The following is a 20,040-nucleotide window of genomic DNA, read 5'->3' on the forward strand; positions in this document are numbered from 1 at the left end:
TCCTCACATTCGGAAGACGCCGAAGCCGCCGCGGGCGCCCTCGTAAGGGGCGGTGTGGATCGCGGAGAGGCACAGGCCGAGGACGGTCCGGGTGTCGCGCGGGTCGATGACGCCGTCGTCGTACAGCCGCCCGGAGAGGAACATGGGGAGCGATTCGGACTCGATCTGCTGCTCCACCATCGCGCGGAGGGCGGCGTCCCCGTCCTCGTCGTACGGCAGCCCCTTCGCGGCGGCCGACTGGCGGGCGACGATCGACAGCACGCCGGCGAGCTGCTGCGGGCCCATCACCGCCGACTTGGCGCTGGGCCAGGCGAAGAGGAAACGGGGGTCGTAGGCGCGTCCGCACATGCCGTAGTGCCCGGCGCCGTACGACGCCCCCATGAGGACGGACAGGTGCGGGACGCGGGAGTTGGAGACCGCGTTGATCATCATCGCGCCGTGCTTGATGATGCCGCCCTGCTCGTACTCCTTGCCGACCATGTAACCGGTGGTGTTGTGGAGGAAGAGGAGCGGGATGTCACGCTGGTTGGCGAGCTGGATGAACTGGGCGGCCTTCTGCGACTCCGCGCTGAACAGGACCCCCTGGGCGTTGGCGAGGATGCCCACCGGATAGCCGTGCAGCGTCGCCCAGCCGGTCACGAGGCTGGTTCCGTAGAGGGGCTTGAACTCGTCGAAGTCGGAGGCGTCGACGATGCGCGCGACGACCTCGCGGGGGTCGAACGGGGTGCGCAGGTCCCCCGGGACGATGCCGAGCAGTTCCTCGGCGTCGTACTTGGGCGGCTGGACGTCGGTCGCGCTCGGATCGGCGTACGCCTTGCGGTGGTTGAGGCGGGCGACGACCCGGCGGGCCTGGCGCAGGGCGTCGTGCTCGTCGAGGGCGAAGTAGTCCGCGAGGCCCGACACGCGCGCGTGCATCTCGGCGCCGCCCAGCGACTCGTCGTCGCTCTCCTCGCCGGTGGCCATCTTGACGAGGGGCGGCCCGCCGAGGAACACCTTGGCGCGCTCCTTGACCATGATCACGTGATCGGACATACCGGGGATGTACGCCCCACCGGCCGTCGAGTTCCCGAACACGACCGCCACCGTGGGAATCCCGGCGGCGGACAGCCGGGTGAGATCGCGGAAGACCGCTCCGCCGGGGATGAAGATCTCCTTCTGGGACGGCAGATCCGCGCCGCCCGACTCGACGAGGCTGATGAAGGGCAGCCGGTTGGCGAGCGCGATGTCGTTGGCGCGCAGGGCCTTCCGCAGGCTCCACGGGTTGCTGGCGCCGCCGCGCACGGTCGGATCGTTGGCCGTGATCAGACACTCCACGCCCTCGACGACCCCGATACCGGTGACGAGGGCGGCCCCGACCGCGTACTCGCTCCCCCAGGCCGCGAGCGGCGACAGCTCCAGGAAGGGCGTGTCGGGGTCGAGGAGCAGCTCGATACGTTCACGGGCGAGGAGTTTGCCCCGGGCGTGGTGCCGGGCCACGTACTTCTCCCCGCCGCCGGCGAGCGCCTTGTCGTGTTCGGCGTCGAGGTCGGCGAGTCTGCCGAGCATCGACTCGCGGTGGGACGCGTACTCCGGGGACGCGGTGTCGAGCGCGGACGCCAGGACCGTCACAGCAATGCCTCCGGTATGTCGAGGTGCCGGGAGCGCAGCCACTCGCCGAGCGCCTTGGCCTGCGGATCGAACCGGTGCTGCGCGGCGACGCCCTCGCCGAGGATGCCCTCGACGGTGAAGTTGAGGGCGCGGAGGTGCGGGAGGGTGTGTCGTACGACGTTCAACTCGGCGGTCTCCGGCAGAAGTTCACGGAAGCGGTCGACGGTGAGGGTGTGTGCGAGCCAGCGCCAGGCCTCGTCCGTACGCACCCAGACACCGACGTTGGCGTTGCCACCCTTGTCCCCGCTGCGGGCACCGGCGAGGAGTCCGAGGGGGGCGCGTCGGGCAGGGCCGGGTGGCAGGGGATCGGGCGGAGGCGGTTCCGGCGGCTCTTCCAGTACGAGGGTGTCCTGCGGCGGGGGTACGGGGATCCGGCGTCCGTCGTCGAGTACGGCGACGTGGCTCACGGCGTCCTGGGGGACGTACTCCGCCTCGAACACCCCGTAGGGGGCGCCCTTTCCGGGGGGTGCCAGGACATGGAACCCGGGGTAGCTGGCGAGGGCGAGTTCGACGGCGGCGCCGCTGAGCGTGCGGCCCACGGTGTTCTGGTCGGGGTCGCGGACGACGAGCCGGAGCAGCGCGCTGGCCGTCTCCTCGGTGGGCGCGTCGGGGTGGTCGGTGCGAGCGAGGGTCCAACTCACCTCGGAAGGCCGTGACTTGGCCCCGTACAGCACGGTTTCCAGCTGGTCCCGGACGAGCGCGGCCTTGAGCTCGATGTCGAGCCCGGTGAGCACGAAGGTGACCTCGTTACGGAAGCCGCCGAGCCGGTTGAGGCCCACTTTGAGGGTGGGCGGGGGCGCTTCCCCCCGTACGCCGTGGATACGTACCCGGTCGGGCCCGTCCTGGGTGAGGCGGACGGTGTCGAGGCGGGCGGTGACGTCGGGGCCGGCGTACCGGGCGCCCTGTGTCTCGTACAGGAGTTGGGCCGTGACCGTGCCGACGTCGACGATGCCGCCGGTGCCGGGGTGCTTGGTGATGACGCTGGTGCCGTCGGGGTGGATCTCGGCGAGGGGAAAGCCGGGGTGACGGAGGATGCGGGGACCGCGGCGGACGTGCTCGGTGTTCATGTGCTCGGCGAAGAAGGCGTAGTTGCCGCCGGTGGCCTGCGTACCGCACTCCAGCACATGCCCGGCGACGACGGCACCCGCGAGCCGATCGTGGTCCTCCGGCACCCAGCCGAAGTGGGCGGCGGCGGGCCCGACGACGAGGGCGGCGTCGGTGACGCGGCCGGTGACGACGATGTCCGCGCCTTCGCGCAGACAGGCGGCGATGCCGAAGGCGCCCAAGTAGGCGTGCGCGGCAAGGCTGTCGGGATGCCCGGCGGTGAGGTCGTCGCCCTCGACGTGGGCGACGCGGACGGGGATGCCGAGCCGGTCGGCCAGCTTCCGGACGTTCTCGGCGAGGCCCGCCGGGTTCAGGCCACCGGCGTTGGCGACGATCCGCACTCCACGCTCATGGGCGAGCCCGAGGCACTCCTCCAACTGCCGCAGGAACGTACGGGCGTACCCGGCCGACGGGTCCTTCGGGTCTTTGAGGCGGTCACGGCCGAGGATGAGCATGGTCAGCTCGGCGAGGTAGTCGCCGGTGAGGACGTCGAGTTGACCGCCGGTGAGCATCTCGCGCATGGCGTCGAAACGGTCACCGTAGAAGCCGGAGGCGTTGCCGACGCGCAGGGGGGTTCGGGGCGCGGATCGGGGGACGGTCACCGGCCGTTCCCGCCACTCCCCTTGGGTACGCGGCCGTTGCCCGGCGGGCCCGCGAAAGCCTGGGCGATGTCGAGCCACTGGTCGGCGTCGGCGCCTTCGGCGTGCAGGGCGAGGTCGGCGCGATGGGCACGCTGGGTGACGAGGAGGCAGAAGTCGAGGGCGGGGCCGGTGACTCGGCCGACCGCCTGCTTCGGATCCTCCGGACCGTACGTCCACAACTCCCCTGCGGGTCCGACGAGTTCCACGCGAAACTCGTCGAACGGCGGGGTCAGCCCATGCACACCGAACGCGAAGTCGCGGGTGCGGACACCGAGTCGGGCGATGTGCCGGAGCCGGGCGGTGGGAGCGACCCGGGGCACACCCAGCGCGTCGGCCACGTCCAGACCATGGGCCCAGGTCTCCATCAGCCGGGCGGTCGCCATGGACGCGGTGGACATCGGCGGCCCGTACCAGGGAAACCGTGCCCCGGCGGGTGCCGCACGCAGGGCGTTCGCCAGGGCCTCGCGCCCGGCCCGCCAGTCCGCGAGCAACCGCGCGGGCGGCTTCCCCGCCCCCTCCTCGGCGCCGTTGTCCACGAAGTCCCCGGGCGAGGTCAGCGCGTTCTCCACCTCACGGTCGAAGGCGGCCCGGTCGGTCACGGCCAGCACGGAGGAGTGGTCGGTCCAGGCGAGGTGCGCGATCTGATGGGCGACGGTCCAGGCGGGGGCGGGGGTGTCGAGGGCCCACTGCTCTCTGCTCAACTCGGCAACCAGGTCGTCGAGTTGGGCGCCTTCCTGGCGCAGGTCGTCGATGACGGCCCACGTATCGGCAGAGGGGTCGGACACGGGCGCTTCCCTTCGGGTGGGGCGTGGCGCCGGAGGCTCAGGCGTGGCGCGGACGCTGAGGCGTGACTCCGGACGGCGGGGCGTCGTTCCGGACGGTGGGGCGTCGTTCCGGACCGTGGGGCGTGGGGCGGTCCGTTCTCGAACGAAGGATGGCAGCGACGCCATAAACAAGCAAGCATGCTTGCATTAATCTCGGGGTTGGTCCCCTACTCGTCGTCTTCGTCGTCCCAGGCCATCGAGTTCAGTTGGTCGAGTTCGGCCTTGGCGTCGGACACGGGTGATCCTCCATGGGGGTGAGACGTTTCGCGCTCCCGGGCGTGCCGGTCGTACCGGGCATCCCGGCTCTGTTCAGGCGTAGCGACTGAGAAGGGATCCGATGTATCCCTCCAGCCTTTGGGTCAGGACACCGGCCGTCAGATCGACACGGCCCAGTTCACGCCACGGGACGGCGAGCTTCTCCGCGTCCGGGGCGTAGCCCAAGGCGTCGAGCAGCCGCCAGTAGAGGTGACTCCTCCCCCTCGTGAACGAGGGGGCTTCTCGCTATGCCGGGTTGGCGTGGCGACGGACCAGCCCGGCCCGTAGAACGTTGGTGGCTGCCACGGTGTCGGCGTGCGCGTGGTGGCCGCAGGCGACGCAGTGGAACTTTTCCTGTGTGGGCCGGTTCTCCTTCGCGATGTGCCCGCATTCGGGGCAGGTGCGGGAGGTGTTGCGGGGGTCCACGGCGATCACTTCCCGTCCGGCGCTTTCAGCCTTGGCGTGCAGGATCGTCAGGAACACCCCCCAACCGGCATCGTTGATCGACTTGTTGAGCCCGGCCTTCGCAGCGGCCCCGTTCGGCAGGAAGGCGCCCGGCCGGTCGGGGTCGGGCCTGGGTGCGGGGGCCTTGCTCATGTTGCGGATCGTGAGATCTTCGTGCGCGATGACGTCGTGCGCGCGGACCAGGCCGAGGGCGGTCTTGTGGGCGTGGTCGAGCCGCTGGCGCCGCACCTTCCCGTGCAACTGGGCGACCTTCTCCACCGCGCGCCGGTGGTTGCCGGTGCGGTCCTTCGCCTTGCGGCGCGGGAACCGGGACAGGGCCTGCTGCGCGGCTTGAAGCTTTTCGGCCGCGCGGCGGCCGTGGCGCGGGTTGGGCACGAAATCGCCGTGGGAGTCGGCGAGGAAGTTCGCGATGCCCAGATCGATGCCGACCACGGAGCCGGTCGCGGGCAGCGGTTCGGGCCGGTCCTGCTCGACGCTGAGCACGACGAACCACTTTCGGCCCTCGCGCTTGACCGACACGGTCTTGACGCGGCCGGCCACCGGCCGGTGCTGATTGACCTTCACGTGGCCGACGCCCTGGAAGCGGACTCGGGTTGCGGGGTCGTGCGGGGTGGAGTTGAACCGGCAGCCGTCCCCGTCCCTGGGGAAGTCCACCGTGTCGAACCAGTTCACCCCGCGAAAGCGCGGATATCCCGGCGCCTCGCCGGACTTGACCCGGCGGAAGAACGCGAACGCCTTGTCCAGGCGGCGCAGGGTGGCCTGCTGCGAACTGAACGACCACCGGCCCTGCCGCTCCGGGTCGAAGGCCCGGATCTCCTTGAGCTGCGCGGACTGCATCCCGTACGTGACGCTGGTCTTCGAGACGTGCCGCCAGGCGTCGCGGCGTTCCTGCAACGCCCCGTTGTAGAGGGAGCAGTGGTCGCGCAGCATCTCGCCGAGCGCCTGGGCCTGGCGGACGGTGGGCCGCAGGAGAAACTTGTACGCACGGATCATCCAGCCCACCCCCTCCGGTCAGTGCGCTCGATCTTATTACACTTGGCGCATGTCACCACGCTGGGAGCCAAATCCTGATGTTCGACGGGGAAACCATGTAATTTTCAACCTCCATGTGCACTTGGTGTTTGTCACCAAATACCGGCGGGAAGTCTTCAACGGCGAGATGCTGACGCGCTGCGAGGAGATCATGCGGGACGTGTGCGAGAGCTTCGGCGCGGAGCTGCGGGAGTTCAACGGCGAAGGTGATCACGTCCACCTGCTCGTGCACTACCCGCCCAAGGTCGCCCTGTCCAAACTCGTCAACAGCCTCAAAGGTGTCAGCTCCCGCTATCTGCGCGCGGAGTACACCGGCCGGATCAACCGGATCGGGACGGGCTCGGTGTTCTGGTCCCCGTCCTACTTCGCGGGGTCCTGCGGCGGCGCACCCATGAGCGTCGTCAGGGAGTACATCGAGAACCAAAGGCGCCCGGCATGACCGTCACCACACAGACGTAGTGATCTCCGGCGCTTCGCACCTCCGGGCCGAGGATCGCATTCCCGCCCGGCCTGAAGGCCAGATTCCCTGCGAAGAACAAGGGATGGACAGTTGAAGGGGGCCCGGCCGCATGGGCTACACTTGATCTTGAGCTGGTCGCCGCAACTTCGGGTGGCTGGTGCTGCGTTGGTGGTCCAAGGAAAGACGCCCCGCTTCCTGCGGGGAAATGCAGGTGCAAGGCCTGCCCGGCGCTCGATCACAGGGCCCGTCCGTGAAAGCGGACGGGCCCTGTTCGTTGCCCCGCGTGACGTCGGCTTCCAGCATTCGGCTTCGGCTGTGGTTCTGGAGGCCGGCGCTGGTGTCTGGGGATGGCGAAGGCCCGGCCGGACCGCTGCCGGGTCGCGCCTCACGAGCGCAACTCAGCAGCGGCCGCCCGGTTCAGAAGGCGTGCGCCATGAGCTCCGCGAACAGCTCTTGCTCGTCGACGTCGAGGCCCCGCGAGCGGAACCAGCCGCAGATGTTGGCGCAGTCGCGCTGGAGGAAGCCCATCGCGTTGAGGTTGCCGACGAGGTCGACGATCTGCGGCAGGTCGATGATGACCAGGCGTTCGCCCGCGGCCAGGATGTTGTAGGCCGAGAGGTCGCCGTGCACGACACCGTTCTGCACCATCGTCGCGAGCGCATCGGTGAGCTGCTCGAAGTACGCTGCCAGCAGTTCGGGTGAGGGACGGGTCTGGGCGAGCCGCGGCGCGGTCTGGACGGCGCCGTCCTCGTCGACGACGGTGATCCACTCCATCAGGATCTCGGTGCCGTCGATCTGGACCGGATACGGAACCGGCAACCCGAGATTCCAGAGCCGCACCAACGCGCCCCACTCGGACACCGCCCACTCGCCGGCCGCGACCTGCCGGCCGAAGGTGCTCTTGCGCTTGACGGCCCGCTCGTCACGTGACCGCTTCATCGAGCGGCCCTCGGTGTAGGACGCGGCGCGGTGGAAGCTCCGGTGTTCGGGAGAGCGGTACCGCTTGGCCGCCATGACCACGCCGACGGCGGGATCGAGCGGGTCGGCGCGCTCGACGAGGTGGACGTCGGCCTCTTTACCGGTCTTGAGGACGCCGAGCTCGGTGTCGACCGCTCCCTGTGAGGTCACCACCCAGTCCGGGAGCGGTTCGGGACCTCGGCAGAGAGGTTCGACGCTGAGCCAGGTCGACCATCGCTGGCCGTCCTCGAGGTCGTCGTAGGAACGGAAGTCGAAGACGAACCGGTGGTCGACATCGCCCAGGTCGTCCGGTGGCGGGACGTGGCCGTACGCGCCGGCGCTGAAGTCGTGAGGAAATGCCGGGTGTTGAGGGCGTTGAGCGTGCTGTGGGTGCTGTGGGTGCTGTGGGTGCTGCGAGAGATCGTCGTGAGACATAGCTGGAGGTGCTCCATGAGGTGAGACAGAGGCGGTCTGCGGGCAGGCCGAGGACAGTCGTTGTCACGGTCGTGCCTCCTCTCATGGAGTACCGGGCAGCTCCCGGTGTCGCGCCCATGGTGAGGGGCGGACGTAAGGAGCGGCAACCGAATAAGTCCGGCCCGGTGCAGGCGGCCCGGTACGGCCGGCCCAGCGGTGCGTGGTTTCCGGCCACCTGCTGTGGAGGCCCTCCCCCACAGCGGTTCACCCGCCGGGACCCGTCGGTCAACTCCCGGCGCCGCGCACGCCGTTCAGGGGCGCGACGGATTCGGGCGCACCAGGCCGGTGTCGTACGCGAAGATCGTCGCCTGCACCCGGTCTCGTAGCTCCAGTTTGCTCAGGAGCGCGTTGACATGGGTCTTCACGGTGCCCGTGGCGACGCCCAGGCGAGTGGCGATCTCGGCGTTGGCCAGGCCGGTCGCGATCAGGGAGAGGACTTCGCGCTCCCGGGGGGTGAGGACGTCGAGCGCCGCGGGGGCGGCCCGTGGTGTGGGTGCGGTTGCCGTGAACGTGTCGATGAGACGGCGGGTGACCGCGGGGGCCAGCATGGCCTCTCCGGCGACCACCACCCTGAGCGCCGTGAGGAGTTCGGCCGGCTGGGCGTCCTTGAGCAGGAAGCCGGAGGCACCCGCGCGCAGGGCCTCGTAGACGTAGGCGTCGAGGTCGAAGGTGGTCAGGACGAGCACCCGGGGTATGTGGCCCGACGTCGGGCCGGTCAGGAGACTCGTCGCCGTCAGGCCGTCCATGGCGGGCATGCGGATGTCCATCAGGACCACGTCCGGGGTCAGCCGGCCGGCCAGCGTGACCGCTTCGGCGCCGTCACCCGCCTCGCCGACCACCACGAAGTCCGGCTCCGCGTCGACGATGGCCGCGAATCCCGCGCGGACCACGGCCTGGTCGTCGACGACCAGGACCCGGGCTGGGGTGGAGGGCGAGGTCATGGGGCGTCACTTTATCGAGCCCTCGGCAGGGCTCATGGGCAGGGTGTCGGCAGCGGTGCCGTCGCGCAGGCTGCCCAGGAGCTCACGCATCGCCGCCAGCGCTTCACGGGCCGCCGGCGCCACGTCGTCGAGGCGGCCCTCCTCGGCGGCGCCGACCACTTCATGGGTCCGGTCGAGGACCGCGGCACGCAGTCCGGTGGCGACCCGCTGCCGTTCCCAGTGCGCCGCGGCGAGCGCCCAGTGGACGAGCGCGCCCAGTTCGCCGTCCTCGCGGCGGGCGACCTGCCCGCGCCGGGACCGGACGAGAAAGCCCGCCAGCCACGCACAGCCGAACAGCGGCAGCAGTACCACCGTCAGGACGAACACGCTGACCCCCACGGCAAGGGCCCCGGCCGGGTCCCCGCCGATGGTGCCGTCCCGCGCCGCTGTCACCGTCACCGCGCCGGCCAGCACCGGTGCGGCAAGCGGCACCGATGCCCAAGTCGCCCACGGATCACGGCCGTACGCCCCCACCGCGTACACCCCGCCCACCAGCGCGCAAGCGCCCGCGGTCAGGGCCAGCCAGGGATCCGCGGCGGAGCCGGGCGGCCACGGCCACAGCCAGGTTCCCGCGAGCAGCGCGGCCAGCACCGGCCAGGGCGACGCCCGCCGCCACAGCAACGGCGACAGCTGCACGATCAGCAGCACGCTCAGCAGCAACAGGGCGGGCGCGTCCCGGTCCTCGACGAACAGGAACACCGCCGGAAGGATTCCGGCGGCCGGCAGCAGGGCGTGCGAGGCGAGGCGCCAGTCCAGCGCTCTGCCCCTTCCGGTCGATGGACGTACGGTCTGTCCCGGGTGGGACGGCAGTTCCGCCCGTACCGACCATCCCCCGGACGGGTCCGGTCCCGGCCCTGCGGTCACGGTGCCGCCGACCGCCTCGGCGCGCTCACGCATACCGGTCATGCCCCGACCCGACCCGAGACCCCGGCCGCCCGCACCGGAGGCGCCGGCCTCCAGATCCGTACGGGACCCTCCGGCATCGTCGACGGTGAGCGCCAGCCAGCCGTCGCCCAGGTCCCGCAGGCCGACTCGTACGACCGCCCCCGGGGCGTAGCGCAGCGTGTTCGTGAGGGCCTCCCTGGCGATACCGAACACCGCCTCCGTCACCTGCGGGCCGGCCAGGTCGACGCCCGCGTCGCTCGTGATCTCCACTCGCTGCCCGAGGCGGACGAAGCCGTGGGCGAGTTCCTCGATCCGGGTGCCCAGCAGGACGTCGTCGCTCTCCTCGACGCCCCCCAGGGAGGTGACCAGTTGCTGCACGGTGGTCAGGGTCTCGCGGCCGGTACGGGCGGCGAAGTCGAGGGCCTCCGCAGCCAGTTCGGGACGGCTGGCAGCGAGATGCCGGGCGGCCTCCGCGGTGACGACCACGGAGGTGAGGTGGTGGGCGCTCACGTCGTGCAACTCCCGCGCGAGCCTGCGCCGTTCACTCGCCCCCGCGCCATGGCCCTCGGCCCGGGCGCGGGCCAGCCGGGCGGCGGCCCGCGCTCGTGCGGCCGACTGGTGAGCGCGGCCCCGGCCGAGCCCGACGACCCCCAGGTGGAACGCGACGGCGACGATCAGCCCGGCACCGGCCGGGAGGCTCACGCCGTCGACGGCCAAGTCGACCAGGCCCTGGTAGCAGAGGAGGCCGCCGACCGCCCGCAGTGTCACCGGCAGGGTGGTGCGGGCGGCGACCGAGTACACGGCCACCAGGTCGCTCACGAAGACGAACATCTGGACCGCGTCCGGGGCGTCCGTGAGCAGGGCCAGCCCGTAGAAGGCGGCCACCCCGGCCAGCGCCACCAGCGGCGCGCGCCGTCGCAGGCCCAGCGCGACGACCGTCCCGGCCGCCACCGCGAGGGTGAGCGCGAGTTCCTCGCGGGAGCTGTCGTGGCCGCCGTTCAGGACCTCCGGTCCCGGCCACACCAGGAGGCAGGCCGCGACGGCCGGCGGCAGCAGCCAGTTCCGTAACGTTTCCATGAGGGCATGAGCCTACGAGGTGCCGTCCCGCCGGTACGTCCTGCGCCGGACCGACCTGTTCCCGGCGGCATCTACCTTTCGGTAGAGACGGCCGACCGGGGCGACCACCCTCCGGTAGAGGTGAGGACCGTGCCACCGCACGACGACTTCTCCGTCCGACTCGATGACGCTGTCGGTATGCAGCTCGATGACATCGTCGTACCCCTTCTCGTCCTCGTCGCCGTGACCGCCCTGTGCACGCTGGAACGCCATACGCCCCCGGTCTGGCTTGCCCTCGTCCTGTGCGTGGTGACGTATCCGGCGGGCTCCTTCGTCGTGTCAGCGCTCGAACTGGGCGGTGATCCGGTCGATGTGGGCACCGCCCACACCGCCGTGACACTGACCGCCATCAGCCTGGCGGGGTACGCCCTGACCGTCGCACGCCGACTCCGCACGGGCCGCGAGCACGGCGGCGAGGAGGGGCCGGACAAGTCAACCGCCGCGTCGTGATCCCGAAGTGGTGACACCGGGTAGGGCCGACCGACCCGGCTGTCGTTCCCCGTGGACGAGACAGCGCCCCTACGCCTCCAACTCCAACGGCTTCTTGACCACAGGGGGTTCGGCGGCCTCGTCGACGACCGCGACCGGGGCCCTCTTGCGGCCCACCTGGGTCCGTACCGCACCCATGCTCGCCACGATGACGAGGGAGATCGCGAGGGCCTCGGGGACGGAGAGGGCCTGGTGGAGGATCAGGAACCCGGCGAAGGCGGCCACAGCGGGCTCCAGGCTCATCAGGACCGCGAAGGTGGAGGAGGGCAGGCGCCGCAGGGCGAGAAGCTCAAGCGTGTACGGCAGGACGGACGACAGCACGCCCACCCCCGCGCCCAGCGCCACGGTCGTCGGGTCGAGCAGCTTGCCGCCCGACTCCACGACCCCAAGCGGCAGAAACGCCACCGCGGCGACCACCATGGCGAGCGCCAGCCCGTCGGCCTGCGGGAAGCGCCGTCCCGTACGGGAACTCAGGACGATGTACACCGCCCACATGACACCGGCGCCGAGCGCGAAGGCGACCCCTACGGGATCAAGGGTGTCGAAGCTGCCACCGCCGAGCAGGAAGACCCCGGCGAGGGCGAGACCGGCCCAGGCGAGATTGAGCGCGCGACGGGAGGCGATGACCGACAGGACGAGCGGTCCGAGCACTTCCAGGGTGACGGCGGGCCCGAGCGGGATCCGCCCGATGGCCTGGTAGAACAGCCCGTTCATGGCGGCCATGGTCACCCCGAACAGGACGACCACTCCCCAGTCCCCCCGCGAGTACCCGCGCACCTTGGGCCGGCACACCACCAGCATGATCAGCGCGGCGGCCACCAGCCTCAGCGTCACGATCCCGAAGGCCCCGGCCCTCGGCAACAGCGTCACGGCGAGCGCCCCGCCAAACTGCACGGATATCCCCCCGGACAGCACGAGCCCTACGGCCCCCAGGGTCCCCCACCCCTTACGCGCCCCTCGGTGCCGCCCCCGAGAGCCCCCGGGGGTGGGAACGACGAGAGCGGGCAGGTTGACGGAGGGCGACACGGCATCCCCCACGCCTGCGGGCACGACCGGTCCGGCCACGACGGCCCATGCGGGCAGACGCTCAGCACTGGTCATCTTTACAGGGCCTTCCCAGGATGTACGCGCGATCTCCGTACAATGCGATGCACTTCACCGTCCAGAGTAATGGACTGGGGAGTGTGTGCGAATCCGTGCACACCCAAGGCGTCGACCGACGGCGGAGGCGGGCGGTCGGTAGACATCCCTGGACTTCTGAACTACCTTTGAAGTCATGACCGTCATGCCCATAGAAGCGAACTTCTCAGAGCTGCTCCAGAAGCCCAAGGACACGGTGGCTCGTATGCAGGGCAGCGTCCGTCGAGGCATCCGCCTGCACCGACGCGACGACGAAGACCTGTACCTCACCACTGCGGCCCGTGCGGACGAGGCCACGCAGGTCGTCGACTCCACCACCCGGATCTTCGTCGCCATGATGAAGAGCGACCCCCAGGCGACAAAAATCCTCACGCATGTCTTTCCCGACGCGTTCCCGTGGGTGCGCTTCCTGCCCGAGGCGGCCGTGCGCGAGTTCCTCGTCGAGTTCGTCGAGAGCGCGCGCGCAGCGGTCGACCTCGACAACGTGAACTTGCTCGCCCCGGTGATCGCCGCATGGAAATCCACCGCACTCATCCACGCGGACACGGAATTGCACCGCGCGCTCATCACTCCGGCGAGTGAGGATCTCGGCCCTGTCGAGCCGCCGGAGGTTCACTCCGAGTGAGTCCGAAGAAAGGGGACCCGGTCGCGCCACGACCGGGGAAAAACGAATACGACGTCCGGTACGGGGAGACCGCAACGGTCGAAGGATGGCGAGAGGTCGGAAACAAGGCGCCCGGTAACGCCCACAAAGCGTGGGAACAGATGCGCACCGACCCAAGCCCAGCAGTCCAGTCGGATCGCCACCACCAGCTCAAATTCGATCTCACCTACGCGACTCCAGAGGTGAACGGCTCCCGCAGTGGCAGATCGAAGTCACGGGCGGCGGGCGCATCTGGTACGTGATCGACGAAGAGCGGCGCATCGTCTGGCTGATGAAGGCCAGCCTCGGCCACCCCAAGGCGACCGAATAGCAGACCCGCACGCCGCGCCGGGTTCGCCGAAACGGCAGCCTGCGTTCTCGACACCCCGGCCCGCAGCCACATCGGAACGTTGATCACCCGCACCGAGGCGATCCGAGCCGCGCGTACGTGTCTTCTGATGCCCACCATCCCCGTCGTCGAACCAACCCAGGCTCTCCGCCCGCCAGTCCGGCTTCACATCGCCCCAAGAGGGCACCTGCATATGGCTGGCGGAGGGCGGGCCGCGACGAACGCCAGATGCTCGGCGCGGCTGACGGGCTGGACACCGAGAGACACGAGTGAGGCTCCTTGAGCAGGCCGGGCCTACCACCCTAGGAGATCAACTCCGACCGTCCCGTGCGCCACTCGGCCGAGGCCAGTCGAGCACGGTCAACTCGGGCCACTGCTCCCTCCACCGTGCCGCCTTCGCCTCGTAGACGGCCTGTGGGGCGAGTACCGGGTTCGGTCGGACGACAAGGTTGAACACGTCCGACAGGCCGTGCGGCGCGTACACCCGCCAGCGACCGTCCCGTTCCAGGCGTACGCCTAGACAACACGTCGTCGCCGCGAAGTTGTCGATTGCCCCCTCGGTGGACCGGTACGGCGAGCAGTGGACGCCGAACTTCTCCTCGTACCAGAGGTGCACCCGGGCCTCGTTGCGGATCTCGACCTCTGCGGGCAGGCCGTCGAAGATCTCCCGTCCGTCCTGGATCACCCTGTCTTCCGCCTCCCACGACAGATCGCCGTCGTCGAAGTAGAAGACGTCGTAATCCTTGATTCCATTGGTCGGCGACCGGTCGGTGACCACATTCCACACGGTCTGGAACAGACACCCGGCGGTCAGGTACCACCCAGGCAGATCCAGCGTCGCGGTGCGGGCCAGCACCTCCACCAACACGTCGTTGCGGGACAACGCCTCGCGCAGGACCCCGAGTTGTTCGTCCAGAGGAAGCCGACCGATCATCAGCCCTGCCTATCACAGGGCACCACTCCACGCCTCGGGGCGTTCCCCGGGCGGTCAGCAGCTCCTGCGGCCGGGCACGCGCGCCTTCACCGTCCCCCGTTGGGCGCGCATGTGCGGGGGGACGAGGAAGCGGGGCGGTTGAACCAGACGATCGACAGCGTCAGAGTCACGCCGGTCAGGAGCGCAGCCAGCAGGGTGCCCAGCAGCCCCGCCTCCCACATGGTGAGGGAGCCTGGGGCGAGCAGGACGGTGGCCATCAACAGGGCTGCCACCCAGTGGAAGACGCCAAGCATGCCGAAGGCCCGCTCGATGCCGGTCCTGAAGTCGTCCGGGTACGGCACGAAACGCATCCCGTGGGCGTACGAGATCCCCTCCCGCCGGCTCCGCCCGGCGAACCGGAGGAACGTGGTGCCCACCACTCCGCAGAGGGCGATGACGAGCCAGTACACGACGCTCATCGCAGCCTCACCAGCCCAGACGGTCGAGTTGTCGGTGGGGTTAGCGAGCACATAGGCCGTACCAGCGCCGATCAGCACCCCGGCCGCAGTTCAACGCCTCAAGCGTCGGGGCGCCTGACGACGAAAGAGCCGAGTCCCGGCTCCGTGTAGGTCAGCCCCTCTTCCCGCAACGCGCGAAGCACCTTGTGCGCGGTCGCGTTGGCGATCCCGAACTCCCCGGTGAGCTGCACGACGGAGGGGACTCGCGTACGTGGCGGATAGGTGCCGTCGGCGATGCGGCCTCGCACCACCTCCGCGACCTGGCGCCAGCGTGGGATGTCGGGAACAAATTCGATCACCGCTCCAGCATGCGTATGCCTAGGTCGTTATGCGATACAGGGGACCCCTAGCATGCCTAGAATGCCCTACGTAGCCTGAGGCTATTGAAGACCCCCGCGACGGGAGCAAGCCGTCCGGGGGGCATGGCCACCAGCTGGATCCGAACGGAGCTGACGACAGTGACCGACCCTATCGGCCGCCTCATCACCTGGGTGAGCCTCCTGCTCGCCCCACGCGGTACGCACCGCCGCACGCCCCCGACCACCTCCCTCGCACCCACCACCCCGCCCCGAACCCCACTCCCCACCCACCGCAGCCCGTACGGCGTCGAGGCCGACGCCCGCATCGACGGCACCGCCACCAGGTCCGTACGCCCGTACCTCGTCGCCCATGAACAACGGCTACGACGACGGGAGTTGGCGATGGCCACCCTGGGGCTGGACATGCCCGGCCCCTACTGGATCCACGGGATGGAGGTCGCCTGATGCGAGCGAACCCGGTGTCGACGGAGTCGACTGACGCCCCTGAACTGCCGCACGAGCCACGCCTGTTGCCCTGGACCGGCCAGGAGGGCAGGCCCTGTTACCTGATCACCGACGACCACGGTGGCCCCGTTTCCCGGCTGGCCGACGCGACGGAGTCGATCCAGCTCGGTATGGGCACGGAACTGCTGGCGCACGCCCACGAACTGCTCCCGGTCACTCCACGGGGCGAACTCCGTTTCCTGGCTGAGCGGTTGACGGGGGCTCTCCGGGATGCGCTCCGCGTGGCCGAGAGCCGGGGGCAACGGCTTGACCGGCTGAACTGAGCGGCAGGGCCGCCAACCTGATGTCGTGATGGCGGCCCGAGTCATCTCGCCACGATCGCTCCGTACATGTGCACGTGACAGTCACACGGGAGAGTGGCCGCAGTGGACCCGGTGGCGTCGAGGGCGGTCAACTGGGATAACAACAGCCCTGGCAACGGCACTCCTCGGACGAGTCGGGTCTCGAAAATCACGTCTTTGTCGAAGGGCCCGTTCTTCATGTTCGCCCCGCTACCGGCGCCTGCGTGCGAGAGATCATCCGTATCGGGCTACTCAGCGACTTGCCCCTATGCGCAGGAAGAAGTACACGCTGAGGAGCACAAGCACCATACTCGGCGGCAACAGTATCGAGTTCCAGAGCAGCCGATGGGTCGAGGGAAAACCGGAAAGCGCCCCGATACCGATTCCGGCACTCAGGAGCAGAAGAGGCAGTGCCGTTCTCTGCTGGCGTTCCTTCCAGGGGCCGACTCGCGCGAGGGAGAGCACATTGATGACAATGCCGGCCGCGGCGACAGCGAACAGGAAGACGCGGCTCGCGTCGAGTCCATGGCTGGTCATATCTGGAATCCTACTCTCGGTCAGAGTCAGTAATTGTTGTCGGTGACGCCGAAAGCCCGGGGGCGGGAAGGGTTTCCCGCCCCCGGGCACGTCTCAGATCGCTGATGCGCCATCCAGCCCCAGTAGGGGATCCAGTGACGGACCCACTTCCAGTGCCTGACACTGAACTGCCATTGGGCGAAGAAATCGACTTCTAAATTAGATGCCCCGGTTGTGGCCGTTGGTGTCGATCCACTGAACCGTTCCTTACCTTGTCCCGGCCCACTGACCGCGAGCGAAGTCGCCACGCTCTACAACAGTTCCCTGACACCACCGCGACCCACAGCGCCTGTACGTCAGCCCTTACGCCGTGCCCGCGCCCACGTGCCCGGGTGCAGAACGTCATGCGTGTTCACTCCCAGCCTGCAGCCCCTCCGCCAGCACCTCCGCCAGATGCCGCCCCCGCGCCCCCGCCAGTTGCAGAAGCTGGGTCCGGCACGAGAAGCCGTCCGCCAGGATCACCGTCCCCTCGGCGGCCTCCCGGACCGCCGGCAGCAGCTGTTCCTCCGCGCAGGCCGTCGACACCTCGTAGTGGCCCTTCTCAAAGCCGAAGTTGCCGGCCAGGCCGCAGCAGCCGCCCGTCAGTTCACCCGTCAGGCCCGCCGCCGTGCGCAGTCGGCGGTCCGCCGCGTCGCCCAGTACCGCGTGCTGGTGGCAGTGGGTCTGGCCGGTCGCCGGCCGGTTCACGCGGGGCGGGGTCCAGTCGGGGGCGTGGTGTTCCAGGGTCTCCGCGAAGGTGAGGACCGCGTCGGCGAGGCGCCGCGCGCGCGGATCGTCGGGCAGTAGTTCCGGCAGGTCTGTGCGGAGCGCTGCCGCGCAGCTCGGTTCAAGGACCGTCACCGGGGTGCCCATGTCCAGGACCGGTTCCATCAGGTCGAGCGTGCGCCGCAACACCGCACGTGCACGGTCCAGTTGACCCGTCGAGACGTACGTCAGGCCGCAGCAGACACGGGTGCGGGTGCGGGTGCGTCCGGTCGGCGGCAGCGTCACCTCCAGGCCCGCTGTCTCCAGTACCCGTACGGCCGCCTGTCCCACCGAAGGACTCAAGTGCTCGGTGAACGTGTCGGGCCAGAGGACGACCTCCTGACGACGCCCGCCACTGTCAGGCGCAGCCGCCCGTCTCCGCCACCACCGGCTGAACGTCTCCCCCGCCACCGTCGGGATCTCCCGCTCGGGTGCGATTCCGCCGAGCCGTTTCGCCAGCACCGCCAATACCCTCACCCCAGCAAGGGAGTTGACCAGCCTCGCCGTACGCGTACGGGCGACCGCCCCCAGCCATACCGGCAGCCACCCCATCGCGTAGTGGGCCGCCGGGCGCAGTCGGCCGGCCCAGTGGTGGTGGAGGAACTCCGCCTTGTACGTGGCCATGTCGACCTCGACCGGGCAGTCCGAGCGGCAGCCCTTGCAGGAGAGGCACAGGTCCAGGGCGTCGCGGACCTCCTCCGAGCGCCAGCCGTCCGTGATCACCTCGCCCGCGAGCATCTCGTGCAGCAGCCGGGCCCGTCCGCGCGTGGAGTGCGCCTCCTCGCCCGTCACCCGGAAGGACGGGCACATGACATCTGAGCCTCCGCCACCTCCCGAGGCCCCAGGGCCCCCCTGTCCCCCTGCACTCCCCTTGCCGATCGCCGCCGGCGTACGGCACTTGGCCACGCCCACGCATCTGCTGACCGCCGCCGCGAAGTTGCCGCCGTCCGCCGGGTAGCCGAAGGCCACGTCCACCGGCTCGCGGGGGAGGACCGCGAAGCGGAGGTTCTCGTCCAGGCGGGCGGGGCGGACCAGCATGCCGGGGTTCAGGAGGTCGTCCGGGTCCCAGAGGGACTTCGTGCGCTCGAAGAGGGCGATCACCTCGGGGGCGTACATCTTCGGGAGCAGTTCCGCGCGGGCCTGGCCGTCGCCGTGTTCGCCGGACAGGGAGCCACCGTGCGACACCACCAGCTCCGCCAGGTCCTCCGAGAAACGGCGGAAGCGGGCCACGCCCGGCACGGTCAGGAGGTCGAAGTCGATGCGTACGTGGATGCAGCCGTCGCCGAAGTGGCCGTACGGCGTGCCGCGCAGGCCGTGATCGGCGAGGAGCCGCCTGAAGTCCCTGAGGTAGGCGCCCAGTCGGGGCGGGGGTACCGCGCAGTCCTCCCAGCCGGGCCATGCCTCCGTGCCGTCCGGCATTCGCGTCGCCGTGCCGCTCGCGTCCTCCCGGATGCGCCACAGGGCGCGCCGGCCGGCCGGGTCGGACACCACGAGGGCGTCTTTGACGTCCGCCGCGCGCACGATCGTGTCCGCACGCGCGCGTGCCTCCGCCGGGTTCGCGCCGCCCGTCTCCACGAACAGCCAGGCGCCGCCCCGGGGCAGGTCGGCGGGGGTGCGGACCAGGTCGGCGGCCATGCCCTCGACCGTCAGCGGACCGTACGGCAGCAGGCCCGCCGCCGCGTCCGCCGCCCCGCTCTCGTCCGCGTACGCCAGCACGGCCAGCGCACGCGCGCGTGGGGCCTCGACCAGCCGGACGACCGCCTCCGTGACAATGCCCAGGGTGCCCTCCGAGCCGCAGAAGGAACGGGCGACGTCCGCGCCCTTCTCGGGCAGCAGTGCGTCCAGCGCGTACCCGGAGATGCGGCGGGGGAGGTCTGGGAAGCCCGTGCGCAGACGGGCCAACTCGCCCTCCGCCAGCTGTCGCAGGCCCTCCGGGGCGCCCGCCCAACCCTGTCCCGGGCGGAGGCGGTCGCCGCGCGCGCGGATCACCGTCAGCTCCCGCACGCTGTCCGCCGTCGTGCCCCAGGCGACGGAGTGCGGGCCGCAGGAGTTGTTGCCGATCATGCCGCCGAGCGTGCAGCGGCCGTGGGTCGACGGGTCGGGGCCGAAACGCAGGCCGTACGGGGCGGCGGCCTCCTGAAGACGGTCGAGAACCAGCCCTGGCTGAACAACAGCGGTCCGTTCCTCGTGGTTGAGGGAGAGGAGGTGGCCCATATGCCGCGTGAAGTCCAGAACGACCCCCGTGCCCGTCGCCTGACCGGCGATCGACGTGCCCCCGCCGCGCGCCACGACCGGCACCCCGTGCGCCCGGCAGACGGCGAGGGCCGCCGCGACGTCGTCCGCGTCGCGCGGGGCGACCACGCACAGCGGGACGCGCCGGTAGTTCGACGCGTCCATGGTGGTCAGCGCCCGGGACATGGCGTCGAAACCGACCTCGCCCCGGACGGCCTTCCGCAGTTCCGCCTCCAGCGGCCGAAGATCCGTCATGCCCCCAGCATGCATCCCACCACTGACAGTGACCGTCCGAGCGCCCGGCGAAACGTGGCCGGTTTGTGGGGACCAAGCCGAAACACCGCAAATTCGCTCACTAACTCCCCTATAGTTGCGGCGAGTTGAACACCATCAGTCACATCTCGCTCACAACCCGATTGCACAGGCACCCCGCAGGGCCCCTTGGCCCAGGCAGCAGCACCGAGGACGCAGCCGAGCACACCGCCGAGGAA

At 70.1% G+C, this 20,040-nt stretch carries 18 protein-coding genes and 2 pseudogenes; 5 read left to right on the forward strand and 15 right to left on the reverse strand.

The features are described from left to right. Positions 1-3 precede the first annotated feature (3 nt). From QA861_RS19490 to QA861_RS19510, 5 genes and pseudogenes are all read right to left on the reverse strand, one after another. On the reverse strand, positions 4-1,608 hold the full coding sequence (locus QA861_RS19490; RefSeq protein ID WP_334589609.1) for an acyl-CoA carboxylase subunit beta: 1,605 nt from the start codon (positions 1,606-1,608) through the stop codon (positions 4-6). After that, the gene (locus QA861_RS19495) at positions 1,605-3,353 is read right to left on the reverse strand and encodes an acyclic terpene utilization AtuA family protein (RefSeq protein ID WP_334589610.1); all 1,749 of its coding nucleotides are present in this window, start codon (positions 3,351-3,353) and stop codon (positions 1,605-1,607) included. Before QA861_RS19495 ends, QA861_RS19490 begins: the two co-directional genes overlap by 4 nt. After that, positions 3,350-4,177 carry a TIGR03084 family metal-binding protein gene (locus tag QA861_RS19500; protein WP_334589611.1) on the reverse strand — a complete coding sequence of 276 codons (828 nt, stop codon included), beginning with the start codon at positions 4,175-4,177 and terminating at the stop codon, positions 3,350-3,352. The genes QA861_RS19495 and QA861_RS19500 overlap by 4 nt, the downstream gene beginning before the upstream one ends. Positions 4,178-4,525: 348 nt before the next feature. After that, positions 4,526-4,684 (reverse strand): annotated as a pseudogene (locus QA861_RS19505) (aminoglycoside phosphotransferase family protein); the annotation flags it as partial. Positions 4,685-4,717: 33 nt separating this feature from the next. Next, a complete protein-coding gene (locus QA861_RS19510) occupies positions 4,718-5,929 on the reverse strand; it encodes an RNA-guided endonuclease InsQ/TnpB family protein (protein ID WP_334589612.1) in 1,212 nt (403 codons plus the stop codon). A gap of 49 nt (positions 5,930-5,978) precedes the next feature. Between QA861_RS19510 and tnpA the strand changes: the two genes are divergently transcribed. Then, positions 5,979-6,407, forward strand: a complete 429-nt coding sequence (tnpA, locus tag QA861_RS19515; RefSeq protein ID WP_334589613.1) for an IS200/IS605 family transposase — start codon at positions 5,979-5,981, stop codon at positions 6,405-6,407. Positions 6,408-6,845: 438 nt separating this feature from the next. Here tnpA and QA861_RS19520 read toward each other — a convergent pair whose 3' ends face one another. From QA861_RS19520 to QA861_RS19530, 3 genes are all read right to left on the reverse strand, one after another. Further along, a complete protein-coding gene (locus QA861_RS19520; RefSeq protein WP_334589614.1) occupies positions 6,846-7,820 on the reverse strand; it encodes a serine protein kinase RIO in 975 nt (324 codons plus the stop codon). Between the two features lie 290 nt (positions 7,821-8,110). Then, entirely contained in the window at positions 8,111-8,800 is a 690-nt protein-coding gene (locus tag QA861_RS19525) for a response regulator (protein WP_334589615.1), read from the reverse strand. 6 nt (positions 8,801-8,806) lie between these two features. Continuing rightward, on the reverse strand, positions 8,807-10,801 hold the full coding sequence (locus QA861_RS19530; RefSeq protein ID WP_334589616.1) for a sensor histidine kinase: 1,995 nt from the start codon (positions 10,799-10,801) through the stop codon (positions 8,807-8,809). 177 nt (positions 10,802-10,978) lie between these two features. On the opposite strand from QA861_RS19530, the gene QA861_RS19535 reads away from it, so the two are divergent. Beyond that, positions 10,979-11,290: a hypothetical protein gene (locus QA861_RS19535; protein ID WP_334589617.1), complete on the forward strand. Its 312-nt coding sequence runs from the start codon at positions 10,979-10,981 to the stop codon at positions 11,288-11,290. A gap of 69 nt (positions 11,291-11,359) precedes the next feature. On the opposite strand, the gene QA861_RS19540 is transcribed toward QA861_RS19535, so the two are convergent. Then, positions 11,360-12,430, reverse strand: coding sequence for an EamA family transporter (locus QA861_RS19540; RefSeq protein WP_334589618.1), 1,071 nt, complete (start codon positions 12,428-12,430; stop codon positions 11,360-11,362). A gap of 175 nt (positions 12,431-12,605) precedes the next feature. Here QA861_RS19540 and QA861_RS19545 point away from each other — a divergent pair, with 175 nt between their 5' ends. Beyond that, entirely contained in the window at positions 12,606-13,094 is a 489-nt protein-coding gene (locus QA861_RS19545; RefSeq protein ID WP_334589619.1) for a hypothetical protein, read from the forward strand. Between the two features lie 485 nt (positions 13,095-13,579). Here the strand turns inward: QA861_RS19545 and QA861_RS19550 are convergent. The 4 genes and pseudogenes from QA861_RS19550 to QA861_RS19565 all read right to left on the reverse strand — a co-directional run. After that, positions 13,580-13,728 (reverse strand): annotated as a pseudogene (locus QA861_RS19550) (peptidoglycan bridge formation protein FemAB); the annotation flags it as partial. Between the two features lie 43 nt (positions 13,729-13,771). Next, complete coding sequence (locus tag QA861_RS19555) at positions 13,772-14,395, reverse strand: nucleotidyltransferase family protein (RefSeq protein WP_334589620.1); 624 nt, start codon at positions 14,393-14,395, stop codon at positions 13,772-13,774. 86 nt (positions 14,396-14,481) lie between these two features. Beyond that, a complete protein-coding gene (locus QA861_RS19560; RefSeq protein ID WP_334589621.1) occupies positions 14,482-14,853 on the reverse strand; it encodes a hypothetical protein in 372 nt (123 codons plus the stop codon). Positions 14,854-14,951: 98 nt separating this feature from the next. Next, entirely contained in the window at positions 14,952-15,191 is a 240-nt protein-coding gene (locus QA861_RS19565; protein WP_334589622.1) for a GntR family transcriptional regulator, read from the reverse strand. A 159-nt stretch (positions 15,192-15,350) separates the two neighbouring features. Here QA861_RS19565 and QA861_RS19570 point away from each other — a divergent pair, with 159 nt between their 5' ends. Both QA861_RS19570 and QA861_RS19575 read left to right on the forward strand, forming a co-directional pair. Beyond that, positions 15,351-15,656: a hypothetical protein gene (locus QA861_RS19570; RefSeq protein WP_334589623.1), complete on the forward strand. Its 306-nt coding sequence runs from the start codon at positions 15,351-15,353 to the stop codon at positions 15,654-15,656. Further along, positions 15,656-15,979 carry a hypothetical protein gene (locus tag QA861_RS19575; protein WP_334589624.1) on the forward strand — a complete coding sequence of 108 codons (324 nt, stop codon included), beginning with the start codon at positions 15,656-15,658 and terminating at the stop codon, positions 15,977-15,979. Before QA861_RS19570 ends, QA861_RS19575 begins: the two co-directional genes overlap by 1 nt. Before the next feature lie 270 nt (positions 15,980-16,249). Here the strand turns inward: QA861_RS19575 and QA861_RS19580 are convergent, their stop codons facing one another. Continuing rightward, the gene (locus tag QA861_RS19580) at positions 16,250-16,534 is read right to left on the reverse strand and encodes a hypothetical protein (RefSeq protein WP_334589625.1); all 285 of its coding nucleotides are present in this window, start codon (positions 16,532-16,534) and stop codon (positions 16,250-16,252) included. Positions 16,535-16,915: 381 nt separating this feature from the next. Next, entirely contained in the window at positions 16,916-19,804 is a 2,889-nt protein-coding gene (locus QA861_RS19585; protein ID WP_334589626.1) for an FAD-binding and (Fe-S)-binding domain-containing protein, read from the reverse strand. Positions 19,805-20,040: the final 236 nt, after the last annotated feature.

Origin of the sequence: Streptomyces sp. B21-083 (assembly GCF_036898825.1) — a bacterium.
Taxonomy (GTDB): domain Bacteria; phylum Actinomycetota; class Actinomycetes; order Streptomycetales; family Streptomycetaceae; genus Streptomyces.